Origin of the sequence: Raineyella sp., assembly GCF_034933565.1 — a bacterium.
Classification (GTDB): Bacteria; Actinomycetota; Actinomycetes; order Propionibacteriales; family Propionibacteriaceae; genus Raineyella.
In genome coordinates, this window is sequence record NZ_JAYFNG010000008.1 from 53,276 (window position 1) to 69,229 (window position 15,954).

14 protein-coding genes are annotated in these 15,954 nt (G+C 71.5%); 4 read left to right on the forward strand and 10 right to left on the reverse strand.

Translation table 11 applies throughout. The annotated features are described in order from the left end of the window. Window positions 1-204: 204 nt before the first annotated feature. Together VB059_RS02560 and VB059_RS02565 are read left to right on the forward strand one after the other, a co-directional pair. Complete coding sequence (locus VB059_RS02560) at window positions 205-2,283, forward strand: cytochrome c oxidase assembly protein (protein ID WP_323420462.1); 2,079 nt, start codon at window positions 205-207, stop codon at window positions 2,281-2,283. Between the two features lie 86 nt (window positions 2,284-2,369). Continuing rightward, window positions 2,370-4,751, forward strand: coding sequence for a heavy metal translocating P-type ATPase (locus VB059_RS02565; RefSeq protein WP_323420500.1), 2,382 nt, complete (start codon window positions 2,370-2,372; stop codon window positions 4,749-4,751). Window positions 4,752-4,879: 128 nt separating this feature from the next. Here VB059_RS02565 and VB059_RS02570 read toward each other — a convergent pair whose 3' ends face one another. Then, window positions 4,880-5,362, reverse strand: a complete 483-nt coding sequence (locus VB059_RS02570; RefSeq protein WP_323420463.1) for a hypothetical protein — start codon at window positions 5,360-5,362, stop codon at window positions 4,880-4,882. Window positions 5,363-5,756: 394 nt separating this feature from the next. Here VB059_RS02570 and VB059_RS02575 point away from each other — a divergent pair, with 394 nt between their 5' ends. After that, window positions 5,757-8,309, forward strand: coding sequence for a DEAD/DEAH box helicase (locus VB059_RS02575; RefSeq protein WP_323420464.1), 2,553 nt, complete (start codon window positions 5,757-5,759; stop codon window positions 8,307-8,309). A gap of 109 nt (window positions 8,310-8,418) precedes the next feature. On the opposite strand, the gene VB059_RS02580 is transcribed toward VB059_RS02575, so the two are convergent. Further along, window positions 8,419-8,739, reverse strand: a complete 321-nt coding sequence (locus VB059_RS02580; RefSeq protein WP_323420465.1) for a DUF2853 family protein — start codon at window positions 8,737-8,739, stop codon at window positions 8,419-8,421. Between the two features lie 258 nt (window positions 8,740-8,997). On the opposite strand from VB059_RS02580, the gene VB059_RS02585 reads away from it, so the two are divergent. After that, the gene (locus VB059_RS02585; RefSeq protein WP_323420466.1) at window positions 8,998-9,795 is read left to right on the forward strand and encodes a hypothetical protein; all 798 of its coding nucleotides are present in this window, start codon (window positions 8,998-9,000) and stop codon (window positions 9,793-9,795) included. A gap of 185 nt (window positions 9,796-9,980) precedes the next feature. Here the strand turns inward: VB059_RS02585 and VB059_RS02590 are convergent, their stop codons facing one another. The 8 genes from VB059_RS02590 to paaA all read right to left on the reverse strand — a co-directional run bounded on the left by VB059_RS02590 (window position 9,981) and on the right by paaA (window position 15,934). Further along, window positions 9,981-10,352: an FKBP-type peptidyl-prolyl cis-trans isomerase gene (locus VB059_RS02590; protein ID WP_323420467.1), complete on the reverse strand. Its 372-nt coding sequence runs from the start codon at window positions 10,350-10,352 to the stop codon at window positions 9,981-9,983. Further along, window positions 10,349-11,086 (reverse strand): M50 family metallopeptidase, encoded by a 738-nt coding sequence (locus tag VB059_RS02595; RefSeq protein WP_323420468.1) that lies wholly within the window; start codon window positions 11,084-11,086, stop codon window positions 10,349-10,351. The genes VB059_RS02590 and VB059_RS02595 overlap by 4 nt, the downstream gene beginning before the upstream one ends. Window positions 11,087-11,167: 81 nt before the next feature. Further along, window positions 11,168-11,944: an enoyl-CoA hydratase/isomerase family protein gene (locus tag VB059_RS02600; protein WP_323420469.1), complete on the reverse strand. Its 777-nt coding sequence runs from the start codon at window positions 11,942-11,944 to the stop codon at window positions 11,168-11,170. Between the two features lie 48 nt (window positions 11,945-11,992). Continuing rightward, on the reverse strand, window positions 11,993-13,183 hold the full coding sequence (paaE, locus tag VB059_RS02605; RefSeq protein ID WP_323420470.1) for a 1,2-phenylacetyl-CoA epoxidase subunit PaaE: 1,191 nt from the start codon (window positions 13,181-13,183) through the stop codon (window positions 11,993-11,995). After that, the gene (gene paaD, locus VB059_RS02610) at window positions 13,183-13,755 is read right to left on the reverse strand and encodes a 1,2-phenylacetyl-CoA epoxidase subunit PaaD (protein ID WP_323420471.1); all 573 of its coding nucleotides are present in this window, start codon (window positions 13,753-13,755) and stop codon (window positions 13,183-13,185) included. Before paaD ends, paaE begins: the two co-directional genes overlap by 1 nt. A 14-nt stretch (window positions 13,756-13,769) precedes the next feature. Beyond that, entirely contained in the window at window positions 13,770-14,612 is an 843-nt protein-coding gene (gene paaC / locus VB059_RS02615) for a 1,2-phenylacetyl-CoA epoxidase subunit PaaC (protein WP_323420472.1), read from the reverse strand. Then, window positions 14,609-14,938, reverse strand: coding sequence for a 1,2-phenylacetyl-CoA epoxidase subunit PaaB (gene paaB / locus VB059_RS02620; RefSeq protein ID WP_323420473.1), 330 nt, complete (start codon window positions 14,936-14,938; stop codon window positions 14,609-14,611). Before paaB ends, paaC begins: the two co-directional genes overlap by 4 nt. Before the next feature lie 3 nt (window positions 14,939-14,941). Next, the gene (paaA, locus tag VB059_RS02625) at window positions 14,942-15,934 is read right to left on the reverse strand and encodes a 1,2-phenylacetyl-CoA epoxidase subunit PaaA (protein WP_323420474.1); all 993 of its coding nucleotides are present in this window, start codon (window positions 15,932-15,934) and stop codon (window positions 14,942-14,944) included. Window positions 15,935-15,954: the final 20 nt, after the last annotated feature.

Sequence of the window (15,954 nt, forward strand, 5' to 3'; positions counted from 1 at the left end):
ACGTCGTGGTGACCGATGACTGCGACATCGGTCGGACCGAGTCGCCATGACCCGCCGCCGTGACGTCGGCCGCGCCGTGCCGTTGTGACGTCGGTCGCACTACGCCGCTGTGCGGCACGCCAGCCGGCCCGGGCTCCCGCGCGACAAGCTCTGTCTCAGCGGCCCGGGGTAGCCTGTTGCGGAGCTCGACCAGAAAGGGAAACCGTGTCCGATTCCCGCCTCTCTCCGCCCCCGAGCGTCCCGGACGCCCCGGCAGCCCCGACCCGTGGGGCGGCCCTCGGCGCCGGCGCCAGGGTGGCCCTCGGGATCACGGTCCTCGCCGGCGTCGTCGGGATCTGGCTGGTGATGCGCCACCTCGCGGGGCAGCCACCGCTGCCGGCCCGCCCCGAGACCGACCCGTTCACCGGCTACGTGTCCGGGCTCGGCGACCTCGCCGCCCGGCTCGCGACTCTGGCCACCCTCGGTGGCCTGATGGCCATCATCGGCTTCACCCCGGTCGCCGGCACCTACCACCTCACCCCGGTCGGCGACCGGCTGCGGCACTGGGTCGGCCGCGCCGCCCAGCTGTGGTTCTGGGCCAGTCTGGTGCAGACCGCGGCCAACGGCGCGTACGTCAACGGCGTGCCCCTGGCGTACGCACTGACGCCCGGCACCTGGTGGGACTTCATCACCAGCACCACCGCCGCGCTGGCCTGGTTCGTCTCGATGCTGGTGGCGCTCGTCATCGTCATCGTGGCCTACACCTCCCGGTCGTACGCCGCCTACCTGCTCCTCTTCCTCGCCGGCACCCTGGCGACCACCTTCGTCACCGCGACCGGCAACGTCTCGGTCGGCCAGAACCACGACTGGGCCACCGACTCCGCCATCTGGCTGTCGCTGGCCTGGGCGCCGCTCGGCGCCGCCGCGGTGGCCGTGGTGCTGCGGGCGAACGACCTCACCGCGCCCGACTCGGTGACCACCGCGGTGAACCGGCTGCGCCGCTACCAGAAGGTCGTGCCGCTGCTGCTCCTGGTGACCGTCGCCGGTCACGCCGTCGTCGCCTGGCAGCAGCTCGCCGGCCACCCGATCACCGCCAGCGCGTACGGCCTGGTGACGGTCGGCATCTTCGTCACCCTCGCCCTGCTGGCGGTCAGCTGGCTGTGGCGGTGGCTGCGCGGCGAGGCCGACCCGGCCCGGACCACCCCGGCGATCGCCGCCCGCTCGGCGCTGCGCGACGTGCTGATCGGCATCGCGTACGTCACCCTGCGGACGGCCGAGAACCACATCCCCTCACCCCGGTTCCTCATCCCGCAGTCGATCCAGGTCAACTACCTCGGCTACCAGGTCGACCTGCCGTCCACCGCGGCCCGGATCGCCGCCCTGGGCCGGCCCAACCTGCTCTGGGTGGGGCTGACCGTGCTCGCCCTCGGCGCGTACTACTGGGGCGTGCTCCGGGTCCACGCCAAGGGTGGCCACTGGCCGATCGTCCGGACGCTGTTCTGGACCCTGGGCTGGGTGCTGGTGCTGTACCTCGCCACCGCCGGGCTGTGGGAGTACTCCACCGTCCAGTACTCCTGGCACATGCTGGTCCACATGACCGTGAACATGCTGGTCCCGGTCCTCTGCCTGCTCGGTGGGCCGATCTCGCTGGTGCAGGCGGCCGGCCGGCCGCACCCGAAGGGCCAGATGCTCGGCCCTCGCGACGTCACCGTCGCCCTGCACGACTACCGCCCGCTGCGCCGGGTGCTCAACCCGCTGGTGGTCTGGGTGCTGTACGCCAGCTCGTTGTTCCTGGTCTACCTGACCCCGATCTTCCCGTGGCTGATGCGGTACCACTGGGCCCACCAGCTGATGCTGCTGTGGTTCATGCTCACCGGCTACCTGTTCTTCGACATGGTCGCCGGCGTCGACAAGTGGACCAACCTGCCGCACATGGGCCGGCTGGCCCTGGTGATCGGCGTGATGCCGTTCCACGCGCTGTTCGCGGTCTTCATCCTGCAGGCCTCCCAGCTGATCGGCGAGCCGTTCTACCGGGCGATCGACGTCCCGTGGATCCCCGATCTGCTGGCCGACCAGGTGATTGCGGGGCAGATCACCTGGATCGTCGGGGAGGTCCCGCTGCTGATCGTCATCCTGGCGCTCAGCATCCAGTGGTTCCAGGCTGATTCCCGCGAGGCCAAGCGGCTCGACCGGGCCCAGGACACCGGGCTGGACGACTCGTTCGATGCGTACAACGACATGCTCGCCGAGCTCGCACAGCGCGACCGGGAGCGCCGGATGGACGAACGGAAGCTGTCGCGGTGAGCACCGAAACCAGTGGCGTCGACCCTGTGACCCTCGACCCCGCGAGCGTCGAGCCTGCGACCCTTGATCCTGCGAGCGTCGACACCGTGCCCACGTACCGGGGCCTGGAGCAACGGTTCGAGCTCGACATCTCCGGGATGACCTGCGCGGCCTGCGCCAACCGGATCGAGCGGAAGCTCAACAAGATGGACGGTGTCCGCGCCACCGTCAACTACGCCACCGAACGGGCGGTCGTCACCGGTCTGGATCCGGCCCGGGCCGAGGAGGCGATCGCGACCGTCGAGAAGGCCGGGTACGGCGCCGCGGAGGTCCGCGAGGGCGAGGAGTCCACCGCGGCCGACGACCGGGTGCGGATGCTGCGCAACCGGCTGATCGTCGCGGCGTTCCTCACCGTGCCGCTGGGGGATGTGGCGATCGTGCTGGCCCTCACCCCGCGGATGCGGTTCCCGGGTTGGGAGTGGCTGCTGGTCGCGCTGTCGCTGCCGGTCGTCTTCTGGGCCGCGCTGCCGTTCCACAAGGCCGCCTGGCGCAATCTGCGGCACGGCTCGACCAGCATGGACACGCTGGTCTCCCTCGGTGTCCTCGCCGCGTTCAGCTGGTCGGTCATCTCGATCATCCTCGGTGCCCCGGACCAGTCCGGCTATTGGCTCGGCTACGGCATCACCCCGTCCGGCGCCGACTCGCTCTACCTCGAGGTGGCCGCCGCGGTCACCACCTTCCTGCTCGCCGGGCGCTACTTCGAGGCCCGCTCCAAACGGTCCGCCCGCAGCGTGCTCAGCGCGCTGGGCGACCTGGCCCCGACGACCGTCCGGGTGATCCGCGACGGCCGCGATGTCGTCGTCCCGCTGGGGGAGCTGCGGGTCGGGGAACGGTTCCTGGTCCGGCCGGGCGAGCGGATCGCCACCGACGGCACCGTCTGCGTGGGGCACTCGGCCGTCGACACCTCGATGATGACCGGTGAGCCGATCCCCGAGCAGGTCGCCGAGGGCGACCGGGTGCTCGGGGGCACCATCAATACCACCGGCGCATTGATCATCGAGGCCCGGCAGGTCGGTGCCCACACCCAGCTGGCCCAGATGGCGGCGACCGCCGACCAGGCGCAGGCCCGCAAGGCGCGGGTCCAGACCCTGGTCGACAAGGTGGTGGCGGTGTTCGTCCCGACCGTGATCGGCATCGCGCTGGTGACCCTGGCCGCCTGGCTGCTGTCCGGCGCAGGACCGCGCACCTCGTTCAGTGCCGCGCTGTCGGTGCTGATCATCGCCTGCCCCTGCGCCCTCGGCCTCGCCACCCCGACTGCCCTGATGGTCGGCGTCGGCCGCGGCGGCCAGCTGGGCATCCTGATCAAGGGGCCCGACGCGCTGGAGGCCAGCGGAGCCATCGACACCGTCGTGCTGGACAAGACCGGCACCCTCACCACCGGCCGGATGTCGCTGGAACGTACGGTCCTGGCCGCGGGCGGACCGCTCACCGACGAGGCGGAGCTGCTGGCCCTCGCCGCGGCCGTGGAGCGGCACTCCGAGCACCCGATCGCCCGCGCGATCGTGGAAGCGGCCGAGCCGGCCGCCGGCGCCCAGTCAGCCGTAGGTGCCCAGCCGGCCGCAGGCGCCCAGCCGGCCGCAGGCGCTGAAGCGGACGAGCCCGACCGGCCCACCGCGGGCAGTGAAGCGGACGAGCCGCCGGACCGGGTGCCCTTCGGCGAGATCGTCGAGGCCGACGCGCTGCCCGGACTGGGTGCCCATGCCCGTCTGGTGCACGGTGAGGTGACGACGGAGGTGCACATCGGCGCGCCCGCGCTGATGGCCGACCTGGCGGCCGCGCTGCCCGCTGACATCGCCGAGGCGCTCGACCGGGCCGCGGAGGACGGCCGGACCGGGGTGGTGCTCGCGCTCGACGGGCGGGTCGCCGGGGCGTTCGTCGTCAGTGACCGGATCAAGGAGTCCGCGCCCGGCGCGGTGGCCCGGCTGAAGGCGATGGGGCTGCGTACGGTCCTGCTCACCGGCGATCATGAACGGGCCGCCCGGGCGGTCGGTGACGCCGTCGGGGTGGACGAGGTGATCGCCGAGGTGCTGCCGACCGACAAGGCCGCCACCGTCGAGCGGCTGCAGGCCGACGGCCGGCGGGTCGCCATGGTCGGGGACGGCATCAACGACGCCGCGGCACTCGCGACGGCCAACCTGGGCCTGGCCGTCGTCACCGGCACCGACGTGGCGATGAAGTCGGCCGACATCATCCTGGTCCGCAAGAGCCTCGACGTGATCCCGGACGCCATCGCCCTGTCGCGGCGTACGCTCCGGACGATCCGCGGCAACCTGGTCTGGGCCTTCGCCTACAACGTGGCGGCGATCCCGCTCGCGGCGGCGGGCCTGCTCAACCCGCTGATCTCCGGGCTGGCGATGTCGTTGTCGTCGGTGTTCGTGGTGACGAACTCGATGCGGCTGCGGAAGTTCGAGTCCGGCGCCCGCCGCTGACGCCGCCCGGCCGGCGTCGTCCGGGCCCACGCGCAGGCACCCGGCCGGTGTCGTCTGTGCCCGGGCCGCAGCGCCGGGCCGTACGGGTGGGGCCAGTGTCGAGCCGTACGGGGTGGCGACGGGTGGGGTCAGCGCCGCCGCACGGCCAGCATGCCGCCCGCACCGATGGCGGCGCCGCCGACCACGCCGAGGGCGAGCCAGGTGCCGCCGGTGCCGGCCAGGGTGGTGCCCGAAGCGGACAGTGCGCCCACGTCGGTCGCGGCGAACCCGGGCGGCAGGCTGGGCGAGGGCGACGCGGTCGGCGAGTCCGTCGGGGACGGTGTCGCGACGGCGCTCTGATAGCCGGTCTGGGCCGGCAGGGTGATCGTCGGCAGTGGCGATGGTGACGCGCTGGCGGCGTCCGACGGCGTCGTGGCGCTGCTGTCGGACGTGATGTCCGCCGGGGGTGCTGCCGGCAGCAGACGGTCGGCCCAGTGGGGGTCGTGGCGCGAGTGGTTGTCGCGGTTGTGCTCGCCCGGGTCGGCGGATGCCGGCACAGCCGCTGCGGTGATGCCGAGGCTGACCACACCGAGGGCCGCCGACGCGCCGAGGAGTCGCAGTGCCTGTCCCATCGCTCTCCTTACCCGTGTCCGATCCCTGTCATGCCGTCTCCGGCCCGTCACGTCGCGTCCGGCCCGTCTGTTGTCCGTCCGGCCCGCCTCGTCCGGCCCGTCTCCTCCGTGTTCGGCTGGTGGGGGCCGGCCGGTCGGGTCGTCCGGCCGTCATTGTGCCATGCCGACGGGGCGTCGCCGTACGTCCCGATCCCGGATCAGGACGTCGGACCTGATCGGCGGGGTGCAGAGAGCGCCCGTGGTCACCCCGCTCGTCGCGATCCGCGACGGCACCGGACCACGACGGCACCGGGCGACGACGGCACCGGACCACGACGGCACCGGACCACGAGGGCGGCGGTCCGCCGGGCAACCCTGGAGCCGGAGGTGTCCGCGAGCTGAGAGGATGCTGGTGATGATGCTGACCGACGTGATTCCCGCCAACCCCGATCCGGACTCCCTCTACGAAGCCTTCACCGGGTGGGCGGAGGAGCGCGGCATCACCTTCTACCCGCACCAGGACGAGTCAGCGATCGAGCTCTTCTCCGGCAACAATGTGATCCTCGCCACGCCGACCGGCTCCGGCAAGACCCTGGTCGCCACCGCGGCGCAGTTCGCGGCGCTCGCCCAGGACGGGGTCAGCTTCTACACCGCCCCGATCAAGGCGCTGGTCTCGGAGAAATTCTTCGCGCTGTGCGAGATCTTCGGTGCCGAGAACGTCGGCATGCTCACCGGCGACGCCTCGGTCAACCCCGACGCCCCGATCATCGCCTGCACCGCCGAGGTGCTCGCCAACATCGCCCTGCGCGAGGGCAGGTGGGCCGACATCTCCCAGGTGGTGATGGACGAGTTCCACTACTACGCCGAGCCCGACCGCGGCTGGGCCTGGCAGGTGCCGCTGCTCTGCCTGCCGCAGGCGCAGTTCCTGCTGATGTCGGCGACCCTGGGTGACGTCACCTTCTTCCAGCGCGACCTCACCGAGCGCACCGGCCGGGCGACCGCCGTGGTGGACGACGCCGAACGCCCTGTCCCGTTGTCGTACGCCTGGTCGCTCGACCCGATGCACGAGCTGCTCGAGGAGCTCGTCACCACCCACCAGGCGCCGGCGTACGTCGTCCACTTCACCCAGAAGTCGGCGCTGGAGACCGCCCAGGCACTGCTGTCGGCCAAGCTCACCTCGCGTCAGGAGAAGGACCGGATCGCGGCGGAGATCGGCGCCTTCCGCTTCCATGCCGGCTTCGGGCGGACCCTGTCGAAGCTGGTCCGTGCCGGGATCGGCGTGCACCACGCCGGGATGCTCCCGCGCTACCGCCGGCTGGTCGAGCAGCTCGCCCAGGCCGGCCTGCTCAAGGTGATCTGTGGCACCGACACCCTCGGCGTCGGGATCAACGTGCCGATCCGGACCGTCGTCTTCACCGGGCTGACGAAGTTCGACGGCACCCGCCACCGGCTGCTCAAGGCCCGGGAGTTCCACCAGATCGCCGGCCGGGCCGGCCGGGCCGGCTTCGACACCTCGGGGCACGTCATCTGTCAGGCGCCCGAGCACGTGATCGAGAACGAGCGGGCGCTGGCCAAGGCCGGCGACGACCCGAAGAAGCGCCGCAAGGTGGTCCGCAAGAAGGCCCCGGACGGCTTCATCTCGTGGACCGAGGAGACGTTCGAGCGGCTGAAGACGGCCGCCCCCGAGCCGCTGGTGTCGCGGATGCGGGTGAACGAGGCGATGATCCTCAACGTCGTCGCCCGCCGCGGCGACCCGTTCTCCAACATGCGCGACCTGCTGCTCGGCTGCCACGAGGACGAACGGGGCAGGCGCCGCCTGGTCCGGCGGGCGATCCACCTCACCCGCGGGCTGCTCGAGTCGGGCGTGCTGGTCCGGCTGCCCACCCCCGACCCGACCGGGCGGACGTACGAGATCGCTCCCGAACTGCAGGACGACTTCGCCCTGAACCAGCCGCTCGCCCCGTTCGCGCTGGCCGCCCTCGACCTGCTCGACCCGGAGTCGGTGACGTACGTCCTCGACCTGGTGTCGATCATCGAGGCGATCCTCGACGACCCGTTCCCGGTGCTGTTCGAGCAGCAGCACAAGGCCCGCGGCGAGGCGATCGCGGAGATGAAGGCCGACGGCATCGAGTACGACGAGCGGATGCGGCTGGTCGAGGACATCACCTGGCCGCAGCCGCTCGCCGAGCTGCTGGAGCCCGCACTGGGCATCTTCGCGCAGACCCATCCATGGGTGTCGGCCGACCAGCTGTCGCCCAAGTCCGTCGTCCGCGACATGTACGAGCGGGGCCAGACCTTCACCGAGTTCGTCAGCCACTACGGGGTGGCCCGCAGCGAGGGGCTGGTGCTGCGCTACCTGTCGGACGCGTACCGTACGCTGCGCCAGACCGTGCCCGAGGCGCGCCGGAACGACGACTTCGACGACCTGCTCGAATGGCTCGGCGAGACCGTCCGGCAGACCGACTCGTCACTCCTGGACGAGTGGGAGGCGCTGACCGACCCCGCGGCGGTCGCCGAGGCGGCCGCGCGGGTCGCGGCGGGGGAGCAGCTGGCGCCGACCCGGCCGATCACCGGCAATGCGCGCGCCTTCCGGGTGATGGTGCGCAACGCGATGTTCCAGCGGGTCCGGCTGGCGGCCGACGACCGCTTCGCCCGGCTCGCCGAGCTCGACGCGTACGCCGCCGGTCTGCTGGGCGAGCACGCCCCGCTCGGGACGTCGGAGTGGGAGGACGCGCTCGGCGACTACTGGGACGAGCACGAGACGCTGGGCGACGGGCCGGCCGCCCGCGGGCCCGCCCTGCTCCTGGTCGAGGAGAAGCCGGAGCAGGGCGTCTGGCAGGCCCGCCAGATCATCGACGATCCGGCGGGCAACCACGACTGGTCGATCCTGGCGACCGTCCACCTGCGCGCCAGCGACGAGGCCGGCGAGCCGGTCGTGCTGACCGAGTCGTTCGCCCGGATGGACTGAGCGGCGCACCCGACCCGGGCCCGGCAGCGTCGGGCCCGGAGCGGAGTCGGTGCCGGCAGCGTCAGGCCCGACCCGGAGCCGGCAGCGTGGGCGGGCCGCCGACCCCGGCTCAGCGGAAGACGTCGAGCTTGCCGAACCTCTCCGCGAGCAGGTAGTAGACGGCGAGACGTCCGTTGCGGGTGCCGTCCTTCATCCTGGCGCCGACCTCCTTGATCGCGGCGTCGAGGGTCTCGTCGTCCTCGGTCAGCCCCAGCTTCTTCTTGAGGAAGCTCTCGCGCACCGTCCGGCGCTCCTCGGGGTCGCTGAACGACACCAGCGCACTGTCGGCGTGGCTCAGCACCAGGCGGTAGGTGCTGAGCAGGTTCTGCAGCACAGCGTCATCGGCGTCGGGAGCGTACTTCTTGACGTCGGCGATCCAGTCCGTGGCCATCCTCTACTCCTTTGTAGCGGTGGTGCGCCCCCGGGCCCTCGATGGCCGAGAGGCGGTGTGTTGTTCCTCCGATCCTGACAGCTCGGCTCCCGGTTCGTCGGCCGTTTCGAGCGTTTCGATCATGGTCCGGGGCTCCGGACTGACAGGTTATCCACAGATTGAGAGTGGGTGTGACCGATTTGTGATATTTCGCCGGTCGCCCTTAGGATCGTCTCAGTCTTCAGACCCGTCTCCATCCTCGACCGGAAGGCATGGCCCGTGACCCAGGCCCGCCGCGCGGCTCCGCGCCACCCTTGGGACTCTGTCCGCGACACCGTTGATCCGCGCCCGGCCCGGGCGATCATCGACCCCGACGAGCCGTTGGAGCTGACCACCGCCTCGCGGATGAAGCGTCTGCTGGTGCCGGGTGTGGCCGCCACCGCCGTGGCTGTCGGCACTGTCGGCGTCATCGTCGCCTCGGACCACAACACCGGGACTCTCGAGGCCGTGCCCGCGGCGATCCCCCAGGACATCTCGATGCGTGAGATGGGGGCGGTCAGTCGCTCCGAGCAGCGACTGTTGCCCGCCTCGCAGACCCCCAGCGCCTCGGCAATGGCCACTGCCACCGCGTCCGCAGCACCGAGCCCGACCGCGGCTCCCAGCAAGGCGACCGCCACCGCGACGCCGACCACCAGGGCGACCGCCGGCACGTCCGTGGCCTCGGGGTCGGCGGCGAACTGCCCCAAGTCCAGCGGTTGGCTGGGCACCAATGCCGAGCGCGTCCACCAGGCCAGCTGTGCGGCGTTCCCGTACGTCACGACGTACGGCGGCTCCCGCGCCGGGGATCCCGGGCCGCACGGCACCGGGCACGCGGTGGACATCATGGTCACCGGCGCGCAGGGCTCGGAGATCGCCGCCTACATGCGTGCCAATGCCTCGAAGCTGGGCATCACCGAGGTGATCTACCAGCAGAAGATCTGGACCACCCAGCGTTCCTCGGAGGGCTGGCGTCCGATGGCGGACCGCGGTTCGGCGACCGCCAACCACATGGACCACGTGCATGTGACGACCAGCTGAGTGACCACTGACTGGGTGACTGTCAGCTGAGCCGGCCGATCTGACCGAGAACAATGGCTGGCCCGACCAGGGGTCGGGCCAGCCATTGTTCGGTGTCGGACCGGTATCGGGCCCGTTCCGGTGTCGAGCCGTTCCGGGGTGTCGGGCCCGTTCGGTTTCGGGTGGGTGGGTCAGGTCAGGTCAGGTCAGCGGACGTTGACCAGGTCGCAGACGAAGATCAGGGTCTCGCCGGGCTGGATGACGCCGCCGGCGCCGCGGTCGCCGTACGCCAGGTGCGGCGGGATGACCAGCTTGCGGCGGCCACCGACCTTCATGCCCTGGACACCCTGGTCCCAGCCCTGGATGACCTGGCCGACGCCGAGCCGGAAGGCCAGCGGGGTGCCGCGGCGGTAGGAGGAGTCGAACTCCTCGCCGGAGGAGAACGCCACGCCCACGTAGTGGACGTCGACGGTGTCACCGGCCTTGGCCTCGGCACCTTCACCGACGATCTCGTCGACGATCTGCAGCTCGGTGGGCGCGGGACCCTCGGGCGGGTCGATCTCGGGGATTTCGCTCATGCGGTCGAGCCTAGCTGCATCAGCGGCGTGACCAAGCCGGTGGCGCCGAGCAGCATCCAGCCGCCGAGGGTGAGCCCGGCGAGGGCCACCAGCAGGAAGAGCCCGGTCCACAGCACCTGGGGCACATGGGTGAGGCGGGCCAGCTGGGCGGAGTCGGAGCCCGGGTCCCGCGACCCGACGAGCTCCAGGGTGGGGCGTACGGCTCCGAGCAGCAGCACCCAGCACAGCAGATAGGCCAACCAGCCCTGGAACTGCACCGGCAGGTACCACGTCGCCGCGCCGAGCAGACCGCCCAGCACGAGGATCACCAGCAGTCCGTACAGGTTGCGGATTGCCAGCAGCATCAGCGCCAGGACGACCAGGAAGGCCCACAGCAGCGCCGTGGCCCGGCCGGTGCCGAGGACGGCCGCCGCGCCGACGCCCACCACGGCCGGGGCGGTGTAGCCGGCGGTCAGGGTGGCGACCATGCCCGGCCCCTGCGGCCGGCCGCGGGTGATCGTCACCCCGGAGGTGTCGGCATTGAGCTTGATGCCCTCCAGCTGCCGGCCGCACAGCCGGCCGACCACCGCGTGACCCGCCTCGTGGGTGATGGTCACCAGCATCCGGGTGGTCCGCCACAGCGGCCGGAAGCCGACCAGCACCAGCGCGGCGGCCCCCAGGCCCAGCACCACCGCGGGAGCGGGCAGCGGCTGGCCGATCAGGGCGCGGTGCAGGATCGAGGCGATGGTGTCCACGGGCCCAGTCTGGCGCGAACCGCAAGCAGGAACGTCGCCGGGGCAGTGTCCAGGAACGTCGCCGGGGCAGTGTCCAGGAACTCAGCGCCCGGTGAAGACCGGCCGCCGCTTCTCCTGGAAGGCCCGGAAGCCCTCCAGGTAGTCCGCGCTCGAGCAGAGCCGGCCCTGTGCCACGTTCTCGGCCTCGACGGACTCCCACAGGCCGATCCGGCGGTCGCGGATGCCGGCCACCAGCTCGCGGGAGGCAAGGAACGCGCCGGTGGCGCCCTCGGCCGCACGGCGTGCCCGGCGGCGGCTGAAGTCGAGCAGCTCCTCGGTCGGCAGGGCGCGACTGAACAGCCCGGCGGCGACCGCCTCGCTGCCGGACATGAACTCGGCGCTGTAGATCAGGTCGAGTGCCCGGTGCGGTCCGAGCCGTTCGGTGAACAGCCAGTGACCGCCCGAGTCGAGGGTCGCGCCGAGACCGGCGAACGGCGAGCCGAGCTTGGCCTCGTCGGCGACGTACACGACGTCGGTGGCGATCGCCAGGCCCAGTCCGACGCCCAGACAGGCGCCGTGCACCGCGGCGAAGGTGGGGGCCGGGAAGTCGGCCATCTTCCGCAGCAGCGGGGTGACGGCTCCGGCCAGGTACCCGTACGCGTCGTCCTCGGCGGGATCGACCCGGGCGATGTCACGGCCGGCGCAGAATCCCCGACCCGCCCCCCGCAGCAGCAGGGCCCGGACCCCGGCCGCCGCTGCGGCATCGTACGCGGCGGCCAGGTCGGTGAGCGCAGCCTCGTCGAGGGCGTTCAGGCGGTGCGGGGCATTCAGGACGATCTCGGCGACGGCGTCATCGATCGACAGCTCGATCATGGACATGGCGGTTCTTCCTCAGGGGCTCGGATGCTCAGGGTGGGCGGGCGGATGTCAGGCGTCGAAGTCGACGCAGAGGCGGTCGCCCGTGGGGTGCGTCTGGCAGGTCAGCACGTAGCCGCGCTCGATCTCGTCCTTCTCCAGGGCATAGTTCTCGTCCATCACGAAGTCGCCCTCGGTCACCTTGGCCCGGCAGGTCCCGCAGACGCCGCCGGCGCAGGCGAACGGGACATCGGGGCGGGCCCGGAGCGCCGCGTTCAGGACGGTCTCGCGGGCATGTTTGGGGGACTCGATCTCGGTCGACGTGCCGTCCAGCCGGACGCGGATCGTGACGTTGTCGCCCAAGGGATCCGCGACGACGGGCCGGCCGTGATCGCCCTGCTGCTGCTCGGGTCGCCCGGTGCTGAAGAGCTCGAAGCGTACGTCCTCATCTGCCACGTCGTACGCGTGCAGGGTGTCGCGGCACAGCTGGACCAGCTCGAACGGGCCGCAGAGGAACCACTCGTCGATGCGCGCGGTGCCGATCACGTTGTCGAGGATCTGCTGGAGCTTGTCCGCATCGATCCGACCGCTCATCAGCGGATTGACGCGCTGCTCGCGGGAGAGGACGTGGTGCACGGCGAACCGTGCCGGGTAGCGGTCCTTGAGGTCGCCGATCTCCTCGACGAACATCACGTCCTGGGCGGCCTTGTTCGCGTAGACGAGTTCGACGCTGGTGTGGTCCGAGCCGGCCAGCACGGCACGGGTGATGGCGAGCACGGGCGTGATGCCCGAGCCGGCCGCGATCGCGGCCAGGTGCAGGCCGGGATCGGCCTCGACCTGCTCGCCGGCGAGGGTCTCGGCGTCGTTGAGACTGGACAGGGCGTGCCGGGAGATGAAGGTGCCCTGGGGGTTCATCACCTCCAGCCGGTCCCCGGGCTGCAGCGTCTCGTTCGCCCAGGTGGAGAAGACCCCGCCGAGATCCTTCTTGATGCCGACGCGGATCTCGCCACGGATCGGTTCGCTGCACAGCGAGTAGGAGCGACGCACGTCCTTGCCGTCGATGGTGGCGCGCAGGGCGACGTACTGACCGGGCAGGTAGTTGTAGCAGTCGGCCAGCTCCGCCGGCACCGCGAAGCTCACTTCGACGGCGTTGTCGGTGAGCCGGCGGACCTGTGCCACCTCCAGCGTGTTGAAGGTCGCCCGGCGGCGGGTGCCGGTCTCGGTCCCGGTGGGGGTCAGGGGTTCGGTGGTCGTGTCGGTCATCAGTGCACCTTGAAGTGGTCGAAGGGTTCGGCGCATGCCTGGCAGACCCACAGCGCCTTGCAGGAGGTGGAGCCGAAGTGCGACATCTCCCGGGTGTCGGTCGAGCCGCAGCGGGGACAGCGCACCGAAAGGGTGAGCGGGACGGTGCCGCCGCGGACGGTGGCCCGGCCACTCGGCGGGGCGATGCCGTACGCCTCGAGCTTGGCCCTGCCCGTGTCGGTCATCCAGTCCGTCGTCCAGGCCGGTAGCAGGACCGTCCGGACCGTCGCGTCCGGGTACCCGTGCCGGGCCAGGACGGTCCGGATGTCGCGGGTGATGGTGTCCATCGCCGGGCAACCGGAGTACGTCGGCGTGATCGTCACCACCGGGTTGCGCCCGTCCGGGTCCACCCGGACGCTGCGGAGGATGCCGAGGTCGGCGATGGTCAGCACCGGGATCTCCGGGTCGCACACGGCGTCCAGCAGGTCCCGGATCGCGGCGGCCGCCGGCTGCTCGGGCCGACCGGTACGGGTCGTGTCGCCGGCGTCCGCGGTGGTGTGCGGAGGGGGCGTGATCGGATCGGCGTCGTTCATCGGGGCCGTCCGACTCACCAGCTGGCGCCGGGGTGCTGGCGCGCCAGGGACTGCATCTCGGCCAGGATGTATCCGCGGTGCTCGCTGGCCGCTCCGCTGCGGATACCGCCGTACGGCATCGCCGGCGGGACGTCCGGCACGGCGAGGGTGGCCTCGGCGAGCACGGCGGCCAGATGCCGGTCGAACTCGGCGCGCAGGGTCGACGGGCGGACTGCGATGCCCGCGAGCCGGTCGTGCAGCTCCTCGTCGGTGAAGAGCTCCTCGACGTACGGCCACATGTGGTCCAGGCCGGCCTGCATGCGGGCGTGCGACTCCTCGGTGCCGTCGCCCAGCCGCAGGGTCCACTGGGTCGCGTGGTCGCGGTGGTAGGTGATCTCCTTCAGCGCCTTGTCGGCGATCGCCCCGAGGACGCTGTCGGAGGAGGACGTCAGCTCGCGGTGGAGCAGGAAGGCGTACTGGGAGAAGAGCAGTCCGCGGGCGATGGTGTGGGCGAAGTCGCCGTTGGGCTGTTCGACCAGCCGGCAGGAGCGGAACTCCTCCTCGGGGCGGAAGTAGGCGAGGTCGTCCTCGCTGCGGCCGTCGGCCGAGCCGGCGTACGTCAGCAGGAAGCGGGCGTGACCGAGCAGGTCCAGCGCGATGTTGCCCAGCGCGATGTCCTCCTCCATCTCGGGTGCGCGGGAGGTCCACCAGCCGAGGCGTTGGGCCAGGATCAGGGCGTCGTCGCCCAGGCCCATGGCGTACCGCGCCGTGTCGGAGGAGGCGGCGCGGTCGTCCTGCAGGCCTTCGGCGATCTCCTCCGGTGTGATGGCCGTGCCGACACTCTGCCGGGTCGCGGAGTCCGTGGTCGCGTAACTCATAGGTGAGGCACCCCTTCGCTGGTCGTGTAGTAGGTGGCGTGGCGGTAGGACTTGCCCTGCGGGGACTCGAAGTAGCCGCCCTTGGCGTCGGGATCGGACGCAGCGATCGCCTCGGACGGGACGACCCACACGGAGGTGCCCTCGTTGCGACGGGTGTAGAGGTCGCGGGCGTTGCGGACCGCCATCGTGGCGTCGGGTGCGTGCAGCGAGCCGGCGTGGACGTGCGCGAGGCCGCGGTTGCTGCGGATGAAGACCTCCCACAGCGGCCAGTCGGTCCGATCGGTGGCCGGCCCGGTGAGGGCGTCGGGGGACGGGGCGTCGGTCATGGGTCAGTCTCCGATCAGGGTGGTGGTCGTGGTGGTGTGCTTGGCCGCGTACGCCAGGGACGCCTCGCGGACCCAGGCGCCTTCGGCGTGCGCCTCGCGGCGCCGCTGCATCCGCTGGGCGTTCAGCGGCCCCCGGCCCTTGACGACGGCCCAGAACTCGTCCCAGTCGAGCGGGCCGAAGTCGTAGTGGCCGCGTGCCTCGTTCCACCGCAGGTCGGGGTCGGGCAGGGTCAGGCCGAGCGCCTCGGCCTGGGGCACGATCATGTCGACGAAGCGCTGGCGCAGCTCGTCGTTGGAGAAGCGCTTGATGTTCCAGGCGATGCTCTGGTCCGAGTGGGAGGACGTCGTGTCGGGCGGGCCGAACATCATCAGGGCCGGTGCGTAGAGGCGGTCGACGGCGTCCTGGGCCATCCGCTTCTGGGCCGCGGTGCCGTGCGAGAGGGTGTGCAGGATCTCCCAGCCCTGACGCTGGTGGAACGATTCCTCCTTGCAGACCCGGACCATGGCCCGGCCGTACGGGCCGTACGAGCAGCGGCACAGCGGGACCTGGTTGGCGATCGCGGCCCCGTCGACGAGCCAGCCGATCGCGCCCATGTCGGCCCAGGTACGGGCGGGGTAGTTGAAGATCGATGAGTACTTCGCGCGTCCCTCCAGGAGGGCGGCGTTGAGCTCCTGACGAGGGGTGCCGAGGGTCTCGGCGGCGGAGTAGAGGTAGAGCCCGTGGCCTGCCTCGTCCTGGACCTTCGCCATCAGGATCGCCTTGCGCTTGAGCGAGGGCGCCCGGGTGATCCAGTTCGCCTCGGGCTGCATCCCGATGATCTCGGAGTGCGCGTGCTGGGAGATCTGGCGGGTCAGGGTCCGGCGGTACCCGTCCGGCATCCAGTCGCGCGGCTCGATCCGGGAGTCCTCCGCGATGACGCGGTCGAAGTACTCCTGGCCGGCGCGATCGTCGGCCGCCGGGGCGACCGCAGTGGGTGAGTTGTCGGTCACGGTCATGGTGGCTCCCTCGTCCTCGA